15 protein-coding genes are annotated in these 17129 nt (G+C 74.1%); 13 read left to right on the forward strand and 2 right to left on the reverse strand.

Translation table 11 applies throughout. From position 1 onward, the window contains the following. Nucleotides 1–345: 345 nt before the first annotated feature. Together IF01_RS49910 and IF01_RS49915 are read left to right on the forward strand one after the other, a co-directional pair. The gene (locus IF01_RS49910) at nt 346–1518 is read left to right on the forward strand and encodes a serine/threonine-protein kinase (RefSeq protein ID WP_037779813.1); all 1173 of its coding nucleotides are present in this window, start codon (nt 346–348) and stop codon (nt 1516–1518) included. Beyond that, the gene (locus tag IF01_RS49915) at nt 1433–2746 is read left to right on the forward strand and encodes a PQQ-binding-like beta-propeller repeat protein (RefSeq protein ID WP_244215505.1); all 1314 of its coding nucleotides are present in this window, start codon (nt 1433–1435) and stop codon (nt 2744–2746) included. The genes IF01_RS49910 and IF01_RS49915 overlap by 86 nt, the downstream gene beginning before the upstream one ends. A 52-nt stretch (nt 2747–2798) precedes the next feature. Here the strand turns inward: IF01_RS49915 and galE are convergent, their stop codons facing one another. Next, complete coding sequence (gene galE / locus IF01_RS0114750) at nt 2799–3782, reverse strand: UDP-glucose 4-epimerase GalE (RefSeq protein WP_030393845.1); 984 nt, start codon at nt 3780–3782, stop codon at nt 2799–2801. Between the two features lie 242 nt (nt 3783–4024). Here galE and IF01_RS0114755 point away from each other — a divergent pair, with 242 nt between their 5' ends. Then, a complete protein-coding gene (locus IF01_RS0114755) occupies nt 4025–5119 on the forward strand; it encodes a S1C family serine protease (RefSeq protein ID WP_030393846.1) in 1095 nt (364 codons plus the stop codon). 299 nt (nt 5120–5418) lie between these two features. Here IF01_RS0114755 and IF01_RS0114760 read toward each other — a convergent pair whose 3' ends face one another. Continuing rightward, the gene (locus tag IF01_RS0114760; protein ID WP_078879964.1) at nt 5419–6636 is read right to left on the reverse strand and encodes a sensor histidine kinase; all 1218 of its coding nucleotides are present in this window, start codon (nt 6634–6636) and stop codon (nt 5419–5421) included. Between the two features lie 331 nt (nt 6637–6967). Between IF01_RS0114760 and IF01_RS0114765 the strand changes: the two genes are divergently transcribed. The 10 genes from IF01_RS0114765 (at nt 6968) to IF01_RS0114810 (ending at nt 17116) form a co-directional block, all read left to right on the forward strand. Further along, the gene (locus IF01_RS0114765; RefSeq protein ID WP_030393848.1) at nt 6968–7384 is read left to right on the forward strand and encodes an NADH-quinone oxidoreductase subunit A; all 417 of its coding nucleotides are present in this window, start codon (nt 6968–6970) and stop codon (nt 7382–7384) included. Beyond that, entirely contained in the window at nt 7375–8064 is a 690-nt protein-coding gene (locus IF01_RS0114770; RefSeq protein WP_030393849.1) for an NADH-quinone oxidoreductase subunit B, read from the forward strand. Before IF01_RS0114765 ends, IF01_RS0114770 begins: the two co-directional genes overlap by 10 nt. Continuing rightward, nucleotides 8061–9266, forward strand: a complete 1206-nt coding sequence (locus IF01_RS0114775) for an NADH-quinone oxidoreductase subunit C (RefSeq protein WP_030393850.1) — start codon at nt 8061–8063, stop codon at nt 9264–9266. Before IF01_RS0114770 ends, IF01_RS0114775 begins: the two co-directional genes overlap by 4 nt. Next, nucleotides 9263–10222 carry an NADH-quinone oxidoreductase subunit NuoH gene (gene nuoH, locus IF01_RS0114780; protein WP_369826180.1) on the forward strand — a complete coding sequence of 320 codons (960 nt, stop codon included), beginning with the start codon at nt 9263–9265 and terminating at the stop codon, nt 10220–10222. The genes IF01_RS0114775 and nuoH overlap by 4 nt, the downstream gene beginning before the upstream one ends. After that, the gene (locus tag IF01_RS0114785) at nt 10219–10776 is read left to right on the forward strand and encodes a NuoI/complex I 23 kDa subunit family protein (RefSeq protein ID WP_030393852.1); all 558 of its coding nucleotides are present in this window, start codon (nt 10219–10221) and stop codon (nt 10774–10776) included. Before nuoH ends, IF01_RS0114785 begins: the two co-directional genes overlap by 4 nt. Beyond that, nucleotides 10773–11468, forward strand: a complete 696-nt coding sequence (locus IF01_RS0114790; protein WP_051741586.1) for an NADH-quinone oxidoreductase subunit J family protein — start codon at nt 10773–10775, stop codon at nt 11466–11468. The genes IF01_RS0114785 and IF01_RS0114790 overlap by 4 nt, the downstream gene beginning before the upstream one ends. Continuing rightward, a complete protein-coding gene (gene nuoK / locus IF01_RS0114795; RefSeq protein ID WP_030393854.1) occupies nt 11468–11845 on the forward strand; it encodes an NADH-quinone oxidoreductase subunit NuoK in 378 nt (125 codons plus the stop codon). The genes IF01_RS0114790 and nuoK overlap by 1 nt, the downstream gene beginning before the upstream one ends. Continuing rightward, nucleotides 11842–13884, forward strand: a complete 2043-nt coding sequence (locus tag IF01_RS0114800; protein ID WP_030393855.1) for an NADH-quinone oxidoreductase subunit 5 family protein — start codon at nt 11842–11844, stop codon at nt 13882–13884. Before nuoK ends, IF01_RS0114800 begins: the two co-directional genes overlap by 4 nt. A gap of 62 nt (nt 13885–13946) precedes the next feature. Beyond that, complete coding sequence (locus IF01_RS0114805) at nt 13947–15503, forward strand: complex I subunit 4 family protein (RefSeq protein WP_030393856.1); 1557 nt, start codon at nt 13947–13949, stop codon at nt 15501–15503. A 47-nt stretch (nt 15504–15550) separates the two neighbouring features. Further along, complete coding sequence (locus IF01_RS0114810) at nt 15551–17116, forward strand: NADH-quinone oxidoreductase subunit N (RefSeq protein WP_030393857.1); 1566 nt, start codon at nt 15551–15553, stop codon at nt 17114–17116. The last annotated feature ends 13 nt before the right edge of the window (nt 17117–17129 follow it).

The raw sequence follows: 17129 nt of genomic DNA on the forward strand, positions 1-17129 counted from the left end.
CGGAGGGCGTCATGACGCCCCCCCGTGCACCGATGACGCCACAGGGTGACGACCCCTTCGCTGAGGGGTTATCGAGTAACGGAGCGTGACGAAGTAATCGGGGGTGTGAGTCGCCCCTCACGGTGGCCCCGGGCGTGTCGGGCGCAAGCCCGGGCCGGAGCGGACGTCAGGATCCGGCCGTTCCGGAGCCGCTGACCGGGCTGTGGCCCCTCCGGCCGGCCGGACGGCGTTCCGGGCGGGGGAGGTTGGAGATGGACCGGGCGGCATTGGACAATCGGGTCCGGCACCACGCGGTGGGTGCCCGGCACCACGCGGGCGGTGCTCAATACGGGGAGGTGGCAGCGGGTGGACCAGCTGACGGCGCACGATCCGAGGCGGATCGGGCCCTTCGAGGTGCTGGGGCGGCTCGGGGCGGGGGGAATGGGCCTGGTCTACCTGGCGCGGTCCGCGTCCGGCCGCCGAGTGGCGATCAAGACCGTGCGGGGGGAGCTGGCCGAGGACGAGCTGTTCCGGGTCCGGTTCGCACGGGAGATCGCGGCCGCCAAGACGGTCGGCGGGTTCTACACCGCGGCCGTGGTCGACGCCGACGCGGACGCCCGGGTGCCCTGGCTGGCCACCGCGTACGTGCCGGCGCCGTCCCTGGAGGACCTGGTCACCGACTGCGGGCCGCTGCCGGTCGGGGCGGTGCGCTGGCTGGTCGCCGGCATCGCCGAGGCGCTGCAGTCCATCCACGCCGCCGGGCTGGTCCACCGCGACCTCAAGCCCTCCAACGTCCTGGTGGTCGAGGACGGCCCCCGGGTGATCGACTTCGGGATCGCCGCCGGGGTCTCCAGCACCCGGCTCACCATGACCAATGTCGCGGTCGGCACCCCGGCGTACATGTCGCCGGAGCAGGCCAGGGACAGCCGCGGCGTCACGGGCGCCAGCGACGTCTTCTCGCTCGGCTCGCTGCTGGTCTTCTGTGCCACCGGCCACCCGCCCTACCGGGGCGCCAACCCGGTGGAGACGGTGTTCCAGCTGCTGCGCGAGCAGCCCGACCTCTCCGGCCTGCCGGCCGAGCTGGTCGACCTGGTGCGGGCCTGCATGCGGCCGGCCCCCGAGCACCGGCCGACCCCGGAGCAGATCCAGGTCGAGCTGGCCCCGCACCTGTTCTCCCGGGACGACGCCTCCGGCGAGGCCGGGGACTGGCTGCCGCCCAACGCGCTCGCCCTGATCGAGCAGAAGCGCCGCCGCCCGGCACCCGCGGCGCAGCCCCCGGTCACCCAGCCCCCCGGTCGCCCAGCCGCCGGCCGTCCCGCCGCAGCCGCACCTCCAGCACGGGGCCGGCCACGGGTCGGCGCCGCACTCCGTCCTGCCACCGGTGCCGCGGCCCGGCCAGGACGACCCGCGCACCCGGCAGGTGGCCGGGCACGCGCCGCCGTCCGCCGGCCCGGTGCACAGCGCGCCGCCCGGCCCGGACACCGAGGCCGCCACCGAGAAGATCTCCGCCCCCAGCCGCCACCGCCGGCCGGTCGGTGAGGACGAGGCGGAGGTCCGGCTGCCCGGGGCCTCGGTCCGGATAGGACCCGGCCCGCGAGCCGAACAGACCGGCCCGGGCGCACCGCCCGCCGAGACGGACTGGGTCCGCCGGATCACCCCGCCCCCGGCCCGCGCCGCCCGCTGGCGCCCCTGGCGGTTCCGGATGTCCAACGACGTCTGGGGCACCCCCGTGGTCGCCGACGGCACCCTGTTCGTCTCCAGCTTCGAGGTGCACGCCCTGGACATCGGGTCCGGGCAGCGCCGCTACAAGACCCGGGACGTCGCCTGGGCACTGGCCGTGGACGCCGGGCGGGTGCACGCGGCCGACGGCCCCCACCTCTACACGGTCGACGTCGCGGACGGCACCGAGCGCTGGCGGCACTCGCTGGACGGCTGGGTGTACACCCTGGACGCGGCCGACGGCGTGCTCTGCTGCGGGGTCCGGGGCGGCGGCGTCCAGCTGCGCTCCGCGGTCACCGGCGCCGAGCTGTGGCGGGCCGACGACGCCCAGCAGGACTACGAGAACCCGCAGTCCGGGCCCGCCCTGGTGGCCGGATCGGCCTACTACTACGGCGGCGGCCGGCTGCGCTGCGTGGACCCGCGCGGCTCCGGCCTGCGCTGGTCGGTCCCGGTCGGCGAGGACGTGCCGTCCCGCCCGGTCGAGCGGGCCGGGGTGCTCTACGTGACGGCCGGGACCAGGGTGTACGCGCTGGACGCGGCGAGCGGTGCCGAGCGCTGGCGGTTCGAGGCCCCGGTGGTGCTGTTCACCCCGCCGGCGCTGGACGCGGACGCGGTCTACGTGGCCGACTACCTGGGCACCGTGTACGCGCTGGACGCGGCCACCGGCCGGGACCGCTGGCGCGCGGCCACCGGTACCCGGCAGGGCGCCGAGCCGGTGGTGGTGGGCGACGGCACGGTGCTGGTCGGCAGCGGCGAGGTGCTGTACGCGCTGGAGGCGGCCGGCGGCCGGGAGCGCTGGCGCTACACCGCGCGGGGCGAGATCGTCGGCTCCCCGGCGGTCGCCGACGGGCTGGTCCACCTCGGCAGCCGGGACCACTCGCTGCACACCCTGGACCTGGCCAGCGGTCAGCTGCGCTGGGAACTCGGCACCAAGGGCGAGCTGACCGGCTCGCCGGTCGCGGTCGGCGGGAAGGTGTTCGTCGGCAGCAAGGACCGCTGCGTGTACGCGCTGGACGCCTTCTACGGCACGGCGGTGCCCTCGCACTGACCCGGACGCGGCGGGGGCACGGGCCCCCGCCGCGTCCGGTGCCGGGTGCGGACTACTTGCGGGCCTCCGGGTGGCGGCTGCACCAGCCCTCCCAGGCCGAGGCGACCATGTCCTCGACCTCGTGGCGGGCGGTCCAGTCCAGCTCGCGCCGGATCAGGTCGGCCGAGGCCACCACCCGGGCCGGGTCGCCGGCGCGGCGGGGGGTGATCTCCGGCGTGGTGTCGTAGCCGGTGACCTTGCCGATCACGTCCAGCATCTCCCGCACGCTGACGCCCTCGCCGCGGCCGATGTTGAGTACCAGGGAGGTCTCGCCGGCCGGGTCGGCGGCCAGTCGCTTCGCCGCGGCCACGTGGGCCGAGGCGATGTCGGAGACGTGGATGAAGTCGCGGACGCAGGTGCCGTCCGGCGTCGGGTAGTCGTCGCCGAACACCAGCGGGGCCCGGCCGGCGGTGAGCCGCTCGAAGACCATCGGGATCAGGTTGAAGACGCCGGCGTCGGAGAGCTCCGGCGAGGCGGCGCCGGCCACGTTGAAGTAGCGCAGTGCGACGGTGGACATGCCGTGGGCCTTGCCGGCCGCGGCGACCAGCCACTCGCCGGCCAGCTTGGTCTCGCCGTAGGGGCTCATCGGCGCGCACGGGGTCGACTCGGTGACCAGGTCGACGTCCGGCATGCCGTAGACGGCGGCGGAGGAGGAGAACAGGAAGCGCTTGACGCCGCCCTCGGCCGCGGCCTCCAGCACGGTCTGGAGGCCGATCATGTTCTCCCGGTAGTACAGGAAGGGCTGCTCGACCGACTCGCCGACCTGCTTCTTGGCGGCGAAGTGGAGGACGCCCTCCACCGCGTGGTCGCGGATGGCCGCGTCCAGCGCGGTCCGGTCCAGGGTCGACCCCTCGACCAGGACGACCTCCTTCGGCAGCCGGGCCCGGTCACCGGTGCTCAGGTCGTCCAGTACGGCCACGCGCTCGCCCGCGTCGAGGAGCTGCTGCACGACGTGCCCGCCGATGTATCCGGCACCGCCGGTGATCAACCAAGTCATGGCCGAATCCTAGGGTGTGCGGGTTTCGTACCGGTGCCACGGGCGAGTCGGAGCCGAGCAATCGGACATTTCGGTGAAATGCTGACAAAGATCTCTGCGTCCTGTCCGAGCGGCCCAGTGCGGCCCTGTGCGGCCGTGTGCCGAGGAATCCGGAGGCGTCACCGGTGAACCGCAAGAAGGAGCCCACCCGTCCGATTCCGGCCGGACCGCGCCCGACCGGGCCGAAGGCCTTCGACCGGAGGCTGCTCGCGCCCGCCGCCGTCGCGGCGCTGACCGCGCTCGCGGTGGCCGGGTGCAGCAGCGGCTCGTCCTCGTCGTCGTCCTCGGCCGCGTCGTCGTCCTCGTCCTCGGGGGCGGCCGGGTCCGCGACCGCCTCCGGCAGCGCCTCCGCCCAGCCGGGCGGAGGCAACCAGCTCCAGTCCGACTACCAGAAGGTGATCAAGGACGTCCTGCCCTCGGTGGTCCAGATCACCACCGCGTCCGGCCTCGGCTCCGGGATCGTCTACGACGACAAGGGCGACATCGTCACCAACGCCCACGTGGTCGGTACCGCCACCGCCTTCACGGTCACCCTGGCCGGCAGCACCAAGCCGTTGGACGCGACCCTCGTCGGCAGCTACCCGGACTCCGACCTGGCGGTGATCCGGCTGAGCAGCCCGCCCGGCGGACTCAGGCCGGCCGTCTTCGGGGACTCCAACAAGGTCGAGCTGGGCCAGATCACCCTCGCCATGGGCAGCCCGCTCGGACTCTCCAGCAGCGTCACCCAGGGCATCGTCTCGGCCACCGGCCGGACCGTCTCCGAGCCGCGCACCGAGGGCTCGCCGGGCGCCGTGATCGGCAACATGGTGCAGACCTCGGCTGCCATCAACCCCGGCAACAGCGGCGGCGCGCTGGTCAACCTGGACAGCCAGGTGATCGGGATCAACACGCTCGCCGCCACCGAACCGGATTCCAGCGGCGCCGCCGCCCCCGGCATCGGCTTCGCCATCCCGGCGTCCACCGTGACCAGCATCGCCGGTCAGCTGATCAAGGACGGCAAGGTCACCAACTCCGGCCGGGCCGCGCTCGGCATCACCGCCCGGACCTACTTCGACCAGAACTTCCGTCCGGCCGGCGCCGTCGTGGTCGCCGTCGCGGACGGCGGACCGGCCGCCTCGGCCGGCCTCCAGCCCGGGGACGTGATCACGAAGATCGGGGACACCCCGGTCGACTCGCTGAACTCGCTCACCACCGCACTGGCCTCGCTCGCGCCGGGAAGCAAGGTCACCGTGACCTACAGCCGGGACGGCAGGAGCACCACCGCCGAGGTCACCCTCGGCACCCTGGCGACGCCGTAGGGCGTGTCTTCCGGATCCCGCCTGAAGGGATCCGGAAGACACGCCCTACGGCCCGCCCAGAGCCCCCGGACGGCGGGCGCCCCGCACACCGCGCAAGGGTTGGCGGGTCGCCCGCCGTCCGGGCTGTGTTGTCGCCCGCTCGCCTCCGGGGCGCTCTCGTCCGGTGCCGACGGTCGGCGCTCCCTCGCTCCTGCGTCGCTCCCTCGCACTCTCCCTTTCGGCACCGGCGCGCCCCTTCGGCTCGGGGCGGGAGTCGCCCCCTCGCCTCTCCCGTGGGGCTCGGGGTGGGAGTCGGGCGGTCAGCGGCGGGCGGTGCGGGTGTGCCAGGGGAGCTCGACCGTCACCGAGGTCGGGCCGCCCTCCGGGCTCTCCACCAGGAACACCCCGTCCACCGCCCGCACCCGGTCGGCCAGTCCGGCCAGGCCGCTGCCCGGGTAGGGGGCCGCGCCGCCCTTGCCGTTGTCCTGGACCAGCAGCATCAGGTGGTCGCCGGCCCGCCAGACGTCCACGGTGGCGGAGCGGGCGCCGGAGTGCTTCGAGACATTGGTCAGCAGCTCGCTCACGGTGAAGTAGGCGATGCCCTCCACCGCCGAGTCCGGCCGGCCGGTGCCGCCGTCCGGGGCCTTCAGGTCGACGTGCACCTTGACCCCCTCCGGCACCGTGCAGCGCGCGGCCACCGAGGAGAGCGCCGCGTCCAGGCCGCGGTCGGTCAGTACCGCCGGGTGGATGCCCCGGGCGAGGTCCCGCAGCTCCTGGAGGGCCAGCTTCACCTCGCCGTGGGCGTTGTCCACCATCTTCGCGGCGGCGGCCACGTCCTGCGGGTTCTCGGGCTCCAGCAGCCGCTCCTTGGCCATGCCGAGGTCCATCGCCAGCGCCACCAGGCGGGCCTGGGCGCCGTCGTGCAGGTCGCGCTCGATCCGGCGCAGGTCGGCGGCGGCGGTGTCGACGACGGTGCCGCGGTCGTCCTCCAGCTCGCGCACCCGCTCCGAGAGCGCGCCCGGGGTGAGCAGGACCTCGACCAGCATCCGGTCCACCGCCGACTCGGCGCGGACCACCCAGGGCAGGGCCGGCCAGCCGACCAGCACGAAGACGATGGTCACGGCGAAGCTCAGGATCCCCCACGGCAGCATCAGTACGTGGTAGAGCGCCGAGCGCCAGGAGAGCGAGTCGGTCAGGTGGGCGATCGCGAAGCCGGTGACGCCCGGCCGGCGCTGCACCGGCTCCGGCTCGTGCACCCCGGAGCCGTACAGGGAACGGGCCCGACCGCGGGCGAACCCGCCCATCCGCCGGCAGCCGGCCAGGCCGGCGGCGAGCAGCGGCAGCCCGATCACGGTGACGGACAGGGCGAGGCCGATCGACAGGGTCACGATCGTGAAGACGAAGCCCGCGATGCCGACCGGCAGGTTCAGCAGCAGCCGCCCGACCTGCCGCCACATCCGCGCGCCGTACAGCGGGGTGCGTCCGGCGGGCGGTGTCTGCGTGCCGGTGTCCCCGGCGTGGCGGTCCTTTGGCTTCATCTCGGTCTTCCGTCCCTCTCGGTCGAGCTGTGCCCCTAGCTTCGCCGGTCGGGGGCGGGCGGGGCCATGGGGGTGATCCGTCTCCCCGGCCGGGGGTTATCCCCACCCCGCGCCGACCGGCCGGTTCCGGGCGCCCGGGTGACGACGGGGTGACCGCCGTGTGCCGCCGGGTGTCCACCGGCCGTCCATCGGATGTCTTGAGGACCGGGCAGGATGCCGGGCACGGGGGCCGTGCACTTAGACTCACGCACTGGCGATGGTTATGGGCGTGTAAAGGAACGTCGTAGAACCGCCCCGAGGGCGGGTTCCGCGGCCGATGTGGAGGCGAGGCATGGTGGGGCAGCAGGCGGCTTCGGTCGCGGCCGACCCGGCGGCCGGCAGCGGCTACTTCGACGCGTACGCCGCGATGGGCCTGCTCGCCGTCGTCGGCGTGCTCTTCGTGACGGTGGCGTTCACCGCCAACCGACTGCTCCGGCCGGTGGTGTACTCGCCGGAGAAGCTCCTCGCCTACGAGTGCGGCGTGGACCCGGTGGGGGAGGACTGGGCGCACACCCAGGTCCGCTACTACGTCTACGCCTTCCTGTACGTGATCTTCGCGGTCGACGCGATCTACCTGTTCCCGTGGGCGACCGTCTTCGCCACCGCCGGGTACGGCGCCGGGACGCTGGTCGAGATGTTCGTCTTCATCGGCTTCCTCGCGGTCGGCCTGCTCTACGCCTGGAAGAAGGGCGTTCTCGAATGGACGTGACGCACACCCACTCGCACGGGCACGGCGCCGCCGGCGGTCCGGTTCCGCTGGGAGTGCCGGACCCGTCGAGCCCCGGTGCCGCCGCGGAGCGGCGCGGCATCGGCCCGCTGGCCCGGCTCGCGCCGGACCCGGTCAAGGTGGTGCTCAACTGGGGGCGGCGCTACAGCCTCTGGTGCTTCAACTTCGGCCTCGCCTGCTGCGCGATCGAGTTCATCGCCGCGTCGATGGCCAAGCACGACTTCATCCGGATGGGTGTCATTCCGTTCGCGCCGGGCCCCCGGCAGGCCGATCTGATGATCGTCTCGGGGACGGTGACCGACAAGATGGCGCCCGCCGTGAAGCGCCTCTACGAGCAGATGCCCGAGCCGAAGTACGTCATCTCCTTCGGCGCCTGCTCCAACTCCGGCGGCCCGTACTGGGACTCCTACTCCGTGACCAAGGGCGTCGACCAGATCATCCCGGTCGACGTCTACGTGCCCGGCTGCCCGCCGCGGCCCGAGGCGCTGCTCCAGGGCATCCTCAAGCTCCAGGAGAAGATCGCCGCCGAGTCGCTGCCCGACCGCTACGCCGCGCCCGCGGCGGCGCTGCGGCGTCCGCCGGTGCCCGGGCCCGGGGCCGCCGGCGATGCCGGTACCGGTCCGGCCGGGGCCGCCGGCACCGTCGAGGGAGGGGTCTCGTGACCACGGCCGAGCAGTACGCGGCGTCGGTCGGGGAGTGGGCGACCGGCGCCGAGGCATACGGGCTGATCACCGTCGACGTGCCCGCCGAGCACTGGATCGAGGCGCTCACCGCGGCCCGGGACACGCTGGGCCTGACCTTCTTCGACTGGCTCAGCGCCGTCGACGAGCTCGCCGAGGGCTTCTCGGTGGTCGCCCACCTCGCCGCCGTCGACGCCCCCGGTGTGCGCCACCTGGCGGTGCGCACCCGGGTGCCGCGCGCCGGTGCCGCGCTGCCGACCGCCGTCGCCGTGTACGCCGGGGCCGCCTGGCACGAGCGCGAGACGCACGAGATGTTCGGCATCGACTTCCCCGGGCACCCCCACCTGGTCACCCTGCTGCTGCCGGACGGCTTCGAGGGGCACCCGCTGCGCAAGGAGTTCGTGCTCGCGGCGCGGGTCGCCAAGGCCTGGCCGGGCGCCAAGGAGCCGGGCGAGTCCGAGGGCGACGGGCCGGCGCGGCGCAAGATGCAGCCGGCCGGGGTGCCGGACCCGAACGAGTGGGGGCCGCTCAAGGGCACCCTGCCGCCGGTGGCCGAGCGTCCCGCCCGGGGTGCCCGGGCCGCGGGCGCGGCCCGGACGCCGCGGGCCGCCGCGGGTGCGGCGGGTGCGGCGGGTGCCGAGGGCGCGGCCGGTGCCGCAGGTGCTGCCGGGGCCGAGGGCGCTGCCGCGGTGCGGGCGGACCGTCCGCGCCGGGTCAGGTCGGTCTCCGACGGGTCGGCGAGCCAGGCGGCCGCCGCTCCGGCACAGGAAGCCGCTGCCGAGGGTGTTGCTGCCGAGGGCGCTGCCGTCGAGGGAGCTGCCGTGGAGGGCGCCGCCGCACCGCCGGTGCGGGCGGACCGGCCCCGGCGGACCAGGTCGGTGTCCGACGGCTCGGTGAGCCAGGCGGAGGCCGACGCGGCCGCCGACGCTCCGGAGCCCGGGCCCGCGCGGCCCGCGCCGTCCCGGACCCGGTCCTCCGACGCGCCCTGGCACAACCCGGTGCCGGCCCACGACGAGCCGACGGCCGAGCCCGCCGCAGAGCCTGCCGAGCCCTCGGACGGGCCGACCGAGCCCGAGCCCGCGTCCGAGCCCGCGTCCGAGCCCTCGGACGGGCCCGCCGCCGGGGAGCGGAAGACGAGTGAGCCGCCGGCCGAGTCGGCCGGCCAGGACGGAGACGGCGCGTGAACCTGTTCGACACGGTGCTGCGCTGCGTCGCCACGCTGGTCGTCTTCCTCACCCTCCCCCTGGTCATCGGCCAGACCGAGCACAAGGTGATGGCCCACATGCAGGGCCGGCTCGGCCCGATGTACGCCGGTGGCTTCCACGGCTGGGCGCAGCTGATCGCGGACGGCGTGAAGTTCGCGCAGAAGGAGGACATCGTCCCGGCCGGGGCCGATCGCCGGATCTTCCAGCTGGCCCCCGCCGTCTCGCTGCTGCCGTACCTCTTCGTGCTGCTGGCGATCCCGGTCGGCCCGGACGGCTTCGTCGGGCAGGCGATCGACGCCGGACTGTTCTTCGTGCTGGCCGTCATGGGTGTCGGCGTGATCGGCAAGCTGATGGCGGGCTGGGCCTCGGCCAACAAGTTCTCGCTGCTCGGCGGTCTGCGCACGGCCGCGCAGCTGATGTCCTACGAGCTGCCGATGGTGCTCGCCGCGGCCTCGGTGGCGATGGCCGCCGGGACGCTCTCGCTGCCCGGGATCGTGGACGCCTGGCAGTGGTACTGGATCCCGTGGCAGATCATCGGCGCCTTCGTGTTCTTCACGGCCGGTCTGGCCGAGCTGCAGCGCCCGCCGTTCGACATGCCGGTCGCCGACTCGGAGATCATCTTCGGCGCGTACACCGAGTACACCGGGCTGCGCTTCGCGCTGTTCCTGCTCTCCGAGTACGTGGGCATCCTGGTGGTCTCCGCGCTGACCGCGGTGCTGTTCCTCGGCGGCTGGCACGGCCCGCTGCCGGACCAGCTCGGCTGGCTGTGGACCCTGCTGAAGACCTTCGCGCTGGCCTTCGTGGTGATCTGGCTGCGGGTCACCTACCCCCGGCTGCGCGAGGACCAGCTGATGCGCTTCGCGTGGACGGTGCTGATCCCGCTCGCCCTCGTCCAGCTGGCCCTCACCGGCATCATCAAGGTGGCGATCTCATGAGTTTCCCCGGTGCGGGCCTGGCCAAGGGCTTGGCCGTCACCCTGCGGACGATGACGAGGAAGACCGTCACCGCGCAGTACCCCGACGCGCAGCCCTCGCTCCCGCCCCGTTCGCGCGGGGTGATCGCGCTGCTGGAGGAGAACTGCACGGTCTGCATGCTCTGCGCCCGTGAGTGCCCGGACTGGTGCATCTACATCGACTCCCACAAGGAGACGCTGCCGGCCGCCGACCCGAACGCGCGCGCCCGCACCCGCAATGTGCTGGACCGGTTCGCCATCGACTTCTCGCTCTGCATGTACTGCGGGATCTGCATCGAGGTGTGCCCGTTCGACGCGCTGTTCTGGTCGCCCGAGTTCGAGTACGCGGAGACCGACATCCTGGAACTGACCCACGAGCGGGACCGGCTCCGGGAGTGGATGTGGACGGTGCCGGTACCGCCGGCGCTGGACCCGGCGGCCGAGGAGCCCAAGGAGATCGCCAGCGCGCGGAAGGCCGCCGACAAGCTCGCGGCGGCCGCCGCCGCGGCTCTCGAACAGGGGGGTGACGCGCAGTGAGCGCCGCCGCCCTGCTCGCCGCGACCGGGCCGCTGGACCCGGCCGCGCGCTCCTTCCTCTCCCCGACCGGGGTGGAGATCGTCTTCCTGCTGGTCGGCATCGCCGTGCTCGGTTCGGCCGTGGTCGCCGTGACCACCAAGCAGCTGGTGCACGCCGCGCTGTGGCTGGTCGCCGCGCTCGGCGGGCTGGCGGTGGAGTTCCTGCTGCTCACCGCCGAGTTCGTCGCCTGGGTGCAGGTGCTGATCTACCTCGGCTCGGTGGTCGTGCTGGTGCTGTTCGGACTGATGCTCACCAAGGCGCCGATCGGGCGCTCGCCGGACGCCGACTCGAAGAACCGCTGGGTCGCCCTGGTGGTCGCGCTGGCCTCGGCCGGGACCCTGGTGACCCTGGTCGTGGACGCCTTCCGGACCTCCTGGATCGACCTCGGCGCGGGCGGCGGCTCGGCCGCGGTGACCGGTGCCAGCCTGTTCCGCACCTGGGTGCTGCCCTTCGAGGCGCTCTCGGTGCTGCTGCTGGCCGCGCTGGTCGGCGCCATCGTGCTGTCGCGCGGCGCGGGCCGACGGGTCCCGGCGCCCCGGTCCGGACGGATCCGGGCCGGCCGTCCGGTGGGCTCCAACGGGACGGTCGCCCAGCGGGCGGCCGCCGCGCCCCCGGCCGAGGCCCCCGAGACCGCTCCGGCGGAGGAGAGCTGATGCACCTCGCCTACCCCGTCGTCCTCGCCGCGCTGCTGTTCAGCGTCGGCGTCTACGGCGTGCTCGCCCGGCGCAACGTGATCCTGGTGCTTATGTCCGTCGAGCTGATGCTCAACGCCGTCAACCTCAACCTGGTCGCCTTCGACGCCTGGCTGCGCGACTCGCTGCACGCCGGCCAGGCGCTCACCCTGTTCACCATCACGATCGCCGCCGCCGAGATCGGGCTCGGGCTCGCCATCGTCCTGCTGCTCTTCCGGGCCCGGGGCACGGCGGACATCGACCGGGCCATCGCGCTCGGCGACCCGGCCGAATCCACCGCCGACGTCGACGAGGCGCCGGTCGGGACCGAGGCGCTGAAGGGCCGGGCCACCGCATGAACCTCGCCCTGCCCGCCCTCGTCCCCGCCCTGCCCGCGCTCGGCGCGGCCGCCACCCTGGCCGTCGGCCGGCGCTCCCCGGGCCTGGCCCGGCCGCTGGCGATCGTGCCGGTCGCGGTCTCGGCCGTGCTCGCCCTGGTGGTCGCGATCCAGCTCGGCACCGGCCAGGTGCTGGACGCCGCCACCCGGCTCACCCCGACCGGTGGACCGGAGATCTCGCTCGCGATCCACCTGGACGGCTACAGCTCGCTGATCTCGGTGCTGGTCGGCCTGGTCGCCACCTGCGTCCAGGTCTACTCGACCGCCTACCTCAAGGACGATCCGCGCTACCCCTCGTACGCGGCGCTGGTCTCGCTGTTCACGGCGGCGATGTTCCTGGTCGTGTACTCCGGCGACCTGATCGTGCTGCTGGTCGGCTGGGAGGTCATGGGCATCTGCTCGTACTTCCTGATCGGCCACCACTGGGAGACCGAGGACGCCCGCTCCGCCTCGCTGAAGGCCTTCCTGGTCACCAAGCTGGGCGACGTGCCGTTCCTGTTCGGCATCTTCCTGCTCGGCGCCGACGCCGGTAGCTTCCGGATCGAGGACGTGCTGCGGGCCGCCGGCGACGGGCGGCTCGGCCATCCGACGCTGATCGCGCTGCTCCTGCTGGCCGGGGTGGCGGGCAAGAGCGCGCAGTTCCCGCTGCACACCTGGCTCCCGGACGCGATGGCCGGTCCGACGCCGGTCTCCGCGCTGATCCACGCCGCCACCATGGTCGCGGCCGGCATCTACCTGGTGGCCCGGCTGCTGCCGGTCTTCCTGCTGTCCGGGGCGGCGCTGGTGGTCCTGGCGGTGATGGCCGCCGTGACGATGATCGGCTCGGCGCTCTGCGCGCTGGCCCAGGACGACCTCAAGCGGGTGCTCGCCTACTCGACCGTCGGCCAGCTCGGCTACATGGCCGGCGCGCTCGCCAGCGGCGACCGCGAGGCCTCGGTCTTCCACCTGGTCAGCCACGGCGCGTTCAAGGCGCTGCTGTTCCTCGCCGCCGGTGTGGTGATCCACGCCGCGCACACCAACTCGATCTCCGCGATGTCCAGGATCCCCGGGCTGCGCAAGCGCGTCCCGGACGCCTACTGGACGATGGCCATCGCGCTGATCGCCCTGATCGGCCTGCCGCCGTTCTCCGGCTTCTTCAGCAAGGAGGCGGTGCTGACCGCCGCCGAGCACGCCGCCAACGGCGAGGCGCTGACCAACGGCCTCGGCCCGGCCTCGGCGGTGCCGCAGGCGGCCGGCTGGATCGTGCTGATCTCGGCCGGGCTCACCGCGCTGCTCACGGCGGCGTACGCGGCCAGGCTCTTCCTGGTGACCTTCCACAGCCCGGCGGGCGCGGCGCTCCCCGCCGCGGGCGGGGCCCCGGCCGTCGCCGACCACGAGCCCGACGCGCCGTACTCGCCCGAGCCGGACGAGGCCGACCCGGCGGTCGCCGAGCCGCCCGCGATGCGCTGGCCGCTGTGGGTGCTGGCCGTGCCGACCATGGGCTTCGGCATCGCCGGCCTGCGCTCGGACTGGCTGCCCGCGCTGCTGGACGGCGGTTCGCTGAAGCCCTCCGCGGTCACCGCCGTGACCGGCACCGGACTGGCCGTGGTCGGTGTGCTGCTGGCCTACGGCGCCTGGCGCGCGGCCACCGCCCGGACCACCGAGGGCCTGCCCGCCCCGGCCGAGCCCGGCCGGGTGCCCGAGCAGGCCGGAGCCCCGGCCGCCGAGGTGATCGTCGCCGATCCCGGGCGCGCCCTGCTGGGCCCGCTGTTCGGCCCGGCCCGGCACGGCTTCGGCGTCGACCGGCTCTACAGCGCGCTGTTCGTCCGCCCGGTCGAGGCCGCCGCCCGGCTCGTCCGCTTCCTCGACCGCGAGGTCGTGGAGACGTACGTGCGCGGCAGCGGTGCCGGGGCCGAGCTGCTGGGCCGGGTCGTCCGGCTGGCGCAGACCGGCAACGCGCAGACCTATCTCAGCGCGCTGCTCGCCGGTGTCGTCCTGCTGGCCGTCCTGGTGGCGGTGTAGCCGATGCCGTACCTCCCGTCCTCGTCCGCTGCCGTGGCTGTCGCTGTCGCTAGGAGTCCCCGATGAACGCGGTCCTCATCGCCCTCCTGGTGCTGCCGCTGCTCGGCGCCGCGCTCACCCTGGCCCCGGTGTTCGGTCCGGACCCGGCCGCCGCCGACCGGCGCGCGCTGCGCTTCGGCACGGTGCTGACCGGCGCCGTCCTGGTGCTCACCGTCGCCCTGGCGGTCGGCTTCGACCACGACGAGCCCGCCCGGATGCAGGCCACCACCGATCTGGCCTGGATCCCGGCCATCGGGGTGCGCCTCCACCTCGGCGTGGACGGCGTCTCGCTGCCGCTGCTGGTGCTGACCTCGCTTCTCACCTTCCTCTGCGCGCTGTACTCGGAGCGGCGGCTGCCGTCCGGGGCCGGGGTGCCCTCGGCCCGGTCCTTCGTCGGGCTGTTCCTCCTCCTCGAAGTGGGCATGCTGGCCACCTTCGCGGTGCTGGACCTGGTGCTCTTCTTCCTGGCCTTCGAGATCGTGCTGATCCCGATGTACTTCCTGATCGCCCGCTGGGGGAGCGGCGCGAAGGTGCCGGCCGCGAACCGGTTCATCCTGTACACGCTGCTCGGCTCGGCCGTGATGCTGCTCGGCTTCCTGCTGGTCGGTCTCAAGGCGGGCACCTTCGACATGCAGGCCCTCGCCGCCGCCCACGGCTCCGGCCTGAGCCACTCCACCCAGGTGATCGCCGCGCTGGCGATCATGGTCGGGCTCGCGGTCAAGGCCCCCGCCTGGCCGCTGCACAGCTGGCTCCCGGACGCGCACACGGCCGCCCCGACGGTGGGCTCCGTCCTGCTCGCCGGTGTGCTGCTGAAGATGGGCACCTACGGTCTGGTCCGGGTCCTCCTCCCGGTCGTCCCCGACGGCACCACGACGCTCGCCCCCTACCTGGGCGCGTTCGCCGCCGTCGGCATCGTCTACGGCTCGCTGGCCTGCCTCGCCCTGGCCCGGACCGGTGCCAAGGGCGACCTCAAGCGCCTGATCGCCTACTCCTCCGTCGGCCACATGGGCTTCGTCCTGCTGGGCATCGCCTCCCTCACCCCGGTGGGGGTCAACGGCGCGCTGTTCGCCAACATCGCGCACGGTCTGATCACCGGCCTGCTGTTCTTCGTGGTCGGGGCGCTCAAGGACCGCTACGGCACGGCGGACCTCGACACCCTGGCCGGCGCCACCGGCGCCGCCCTCTACGGACGGGCGCCCCGGCTCGGCGCGCTGCTCGCCTTCGCCGCCGTCGCCAGCCTCGGCCTGCCCGGCCTGGCCGGCTTCTGGGGCGAGCTGCTCGCGATGTTCGGCGCGTTCGACCCGGCCGAGGGCCTCTCGCGCCCCGCGTTCGTCACCTACATGGTCCTGGCCGGTCTCGGCACCCTCCTCACCGCCGCCTATCTGCTGATCGTGGTCAGGCGCGTCTGCATGGGCGACCCCAAGCAGCCCGCGCCGGTGGCCGAGCTCGCCGACCTGCGCCCCTACGAGGCCGTCAGCTGGACGCCGCTGGCCGCCCTCACCCTGCTCGCCGGCCTCTGGCCCGCGCTCCTGCTCGGCCTCTCCGACCCCGCCGTCAAGCACCTGCTCGGCGGTGGCTGACCATGCTCGGCACCGCACTCGGATCTCACTCCACGGGGCAGACCACTGTGACCTCCCTCGCCGTCGCCAACCCGGGCAGCCTGATCCAGTCCGTGGACTGGGTGGCGATCGCGCCCCCGCTGATCGCCGCGCTGGCCGCCCTCGCCGTGCTGGTCACCGACCTCTTCCTGCCCGCGCGGCACAAGCGCTGGCTGGGCCGGCTCACCGCCGCCGCACTCGCCCTGGCCATCGTCTCGCTCCTCCCGCTCATCGGTGGATCACCCCGAGCCACCTTCTGTGCGCAGAACGTAACAGGGGCCACTGACAACGCTGGCTGCTCCTACGTCGCCGACCACTTCGCGCTGGTCTTCCAGCTGCTCGCGCTCGGCGGCGCGCTGATCGCCGCCCTGCTGTCCGCCCACACGGTGGAGCGCGAGGAGCTGCCCGGCGGCGAGTACTGGTTCCTGCTGCTCTCCAGCGCCACCGGCGCCGCGCTGCTGCCCGCCTCCCGCGACCTCGCCACCCTGGTGATCGCCCTGGAGGTCGCCTCACTGCCCGCCTTCGCCCTGGTCGCGCTGCGCCGGGACGGCCGGGGCGCCGAGGCCGCGCTCAAGTTCTTCCTGTCCTCCGTCACCGCGACCGCCGTGATGCTGCTCGGCATCGGCTTCGTCTACGCGGCGAGCGGCAGCCTGCACCTGGGCGCCGTCGCCACCGGGCTGGAGCACGCCCCCGCGCAGCTGAAGCCGCTGGCCGAGGCGGGAGCGGTGCTCACGCTGGCCGGCTTCGCCTTCAAGGTCGCCGCCGTGCCGTTCCACTTCTGGGTGCCGGACACCTACACCGGCGCCCCGCTGCCGGTGGCCGGCTACCTCTCGGTGGTCGGCAAGGCGGCCGGTCTGGCCGGACTGGCCCTGGTCACCACCATCGCCTTCCGCCCGTACGCGCACACCTGGGGCCTGGTGCTCGCGGTGCTGGCCGCCGTCACCATGACGGTCGGCAACGCGGGCGCGCTGCGCCAGCGCTTCGACACCCGCTACAGCGCGGTCCGGCTGCTCGCCTGGTCCTCGGTGGGCCAGGCCGGCTACCTGCTGGTGCCGCTGGCCGCGGCCGGCTACGCGCCGACCACGACCGACCCGCTGGGCGCCACCGCCGCGTACGCGCTGATCTACGGCGTGGTCAACCTGGGCGCCTTCGGCGTGGTGGCGGCGGTCGGCCGTCGTTCCGAGGCCGGGGTGGACGACTTCCGCGGGTTGTTCGCCCGGCGCCGCTGGACGGCGCTGGCGCTGGCGTTCTTCCTGCTCTGCCTGGCCGGGCTGCCGCCGGGCGTGATCGGCCTGTTCGGCAAGGTCGTGGTGTTCCGCGCCGCGGTCGACGCCGGGCTGGGCTGGCTGGCCGTGGTGATGGCCGTCAACGTGGTCGTCGCGCTGTACTACTACCTGCGCTGGACCGCCGTGCTGTTCGCCCCGGCCCCGGACGCGGCCCCCGCGGAGGGGGCGGGGGAGCGCGCGGCCACGGCCCCCGAGCGGCGCCTGCCGGTGTCGCTGACCGCCACCCTGGGCCTCACCGCCTCCGTCGCGGTGGTGCTCTCGGTGGCCCCGCAGCTGGTGCTCCAGGTGGTCGGTGGTTCGCTGTTCTGAACCCCGCCCGGCG

It is taken from the genome of Kitasatospora purpeofusca, from assembly GCF_000718025.1.
GTDB classification, from domain to species: domain Bacteria; phylum Actinomycetota; class Actinomycetes; order Streptomycetales; family Streptomycetaceae; genus Kitasatospora; species Kitasatospora purpeofusca.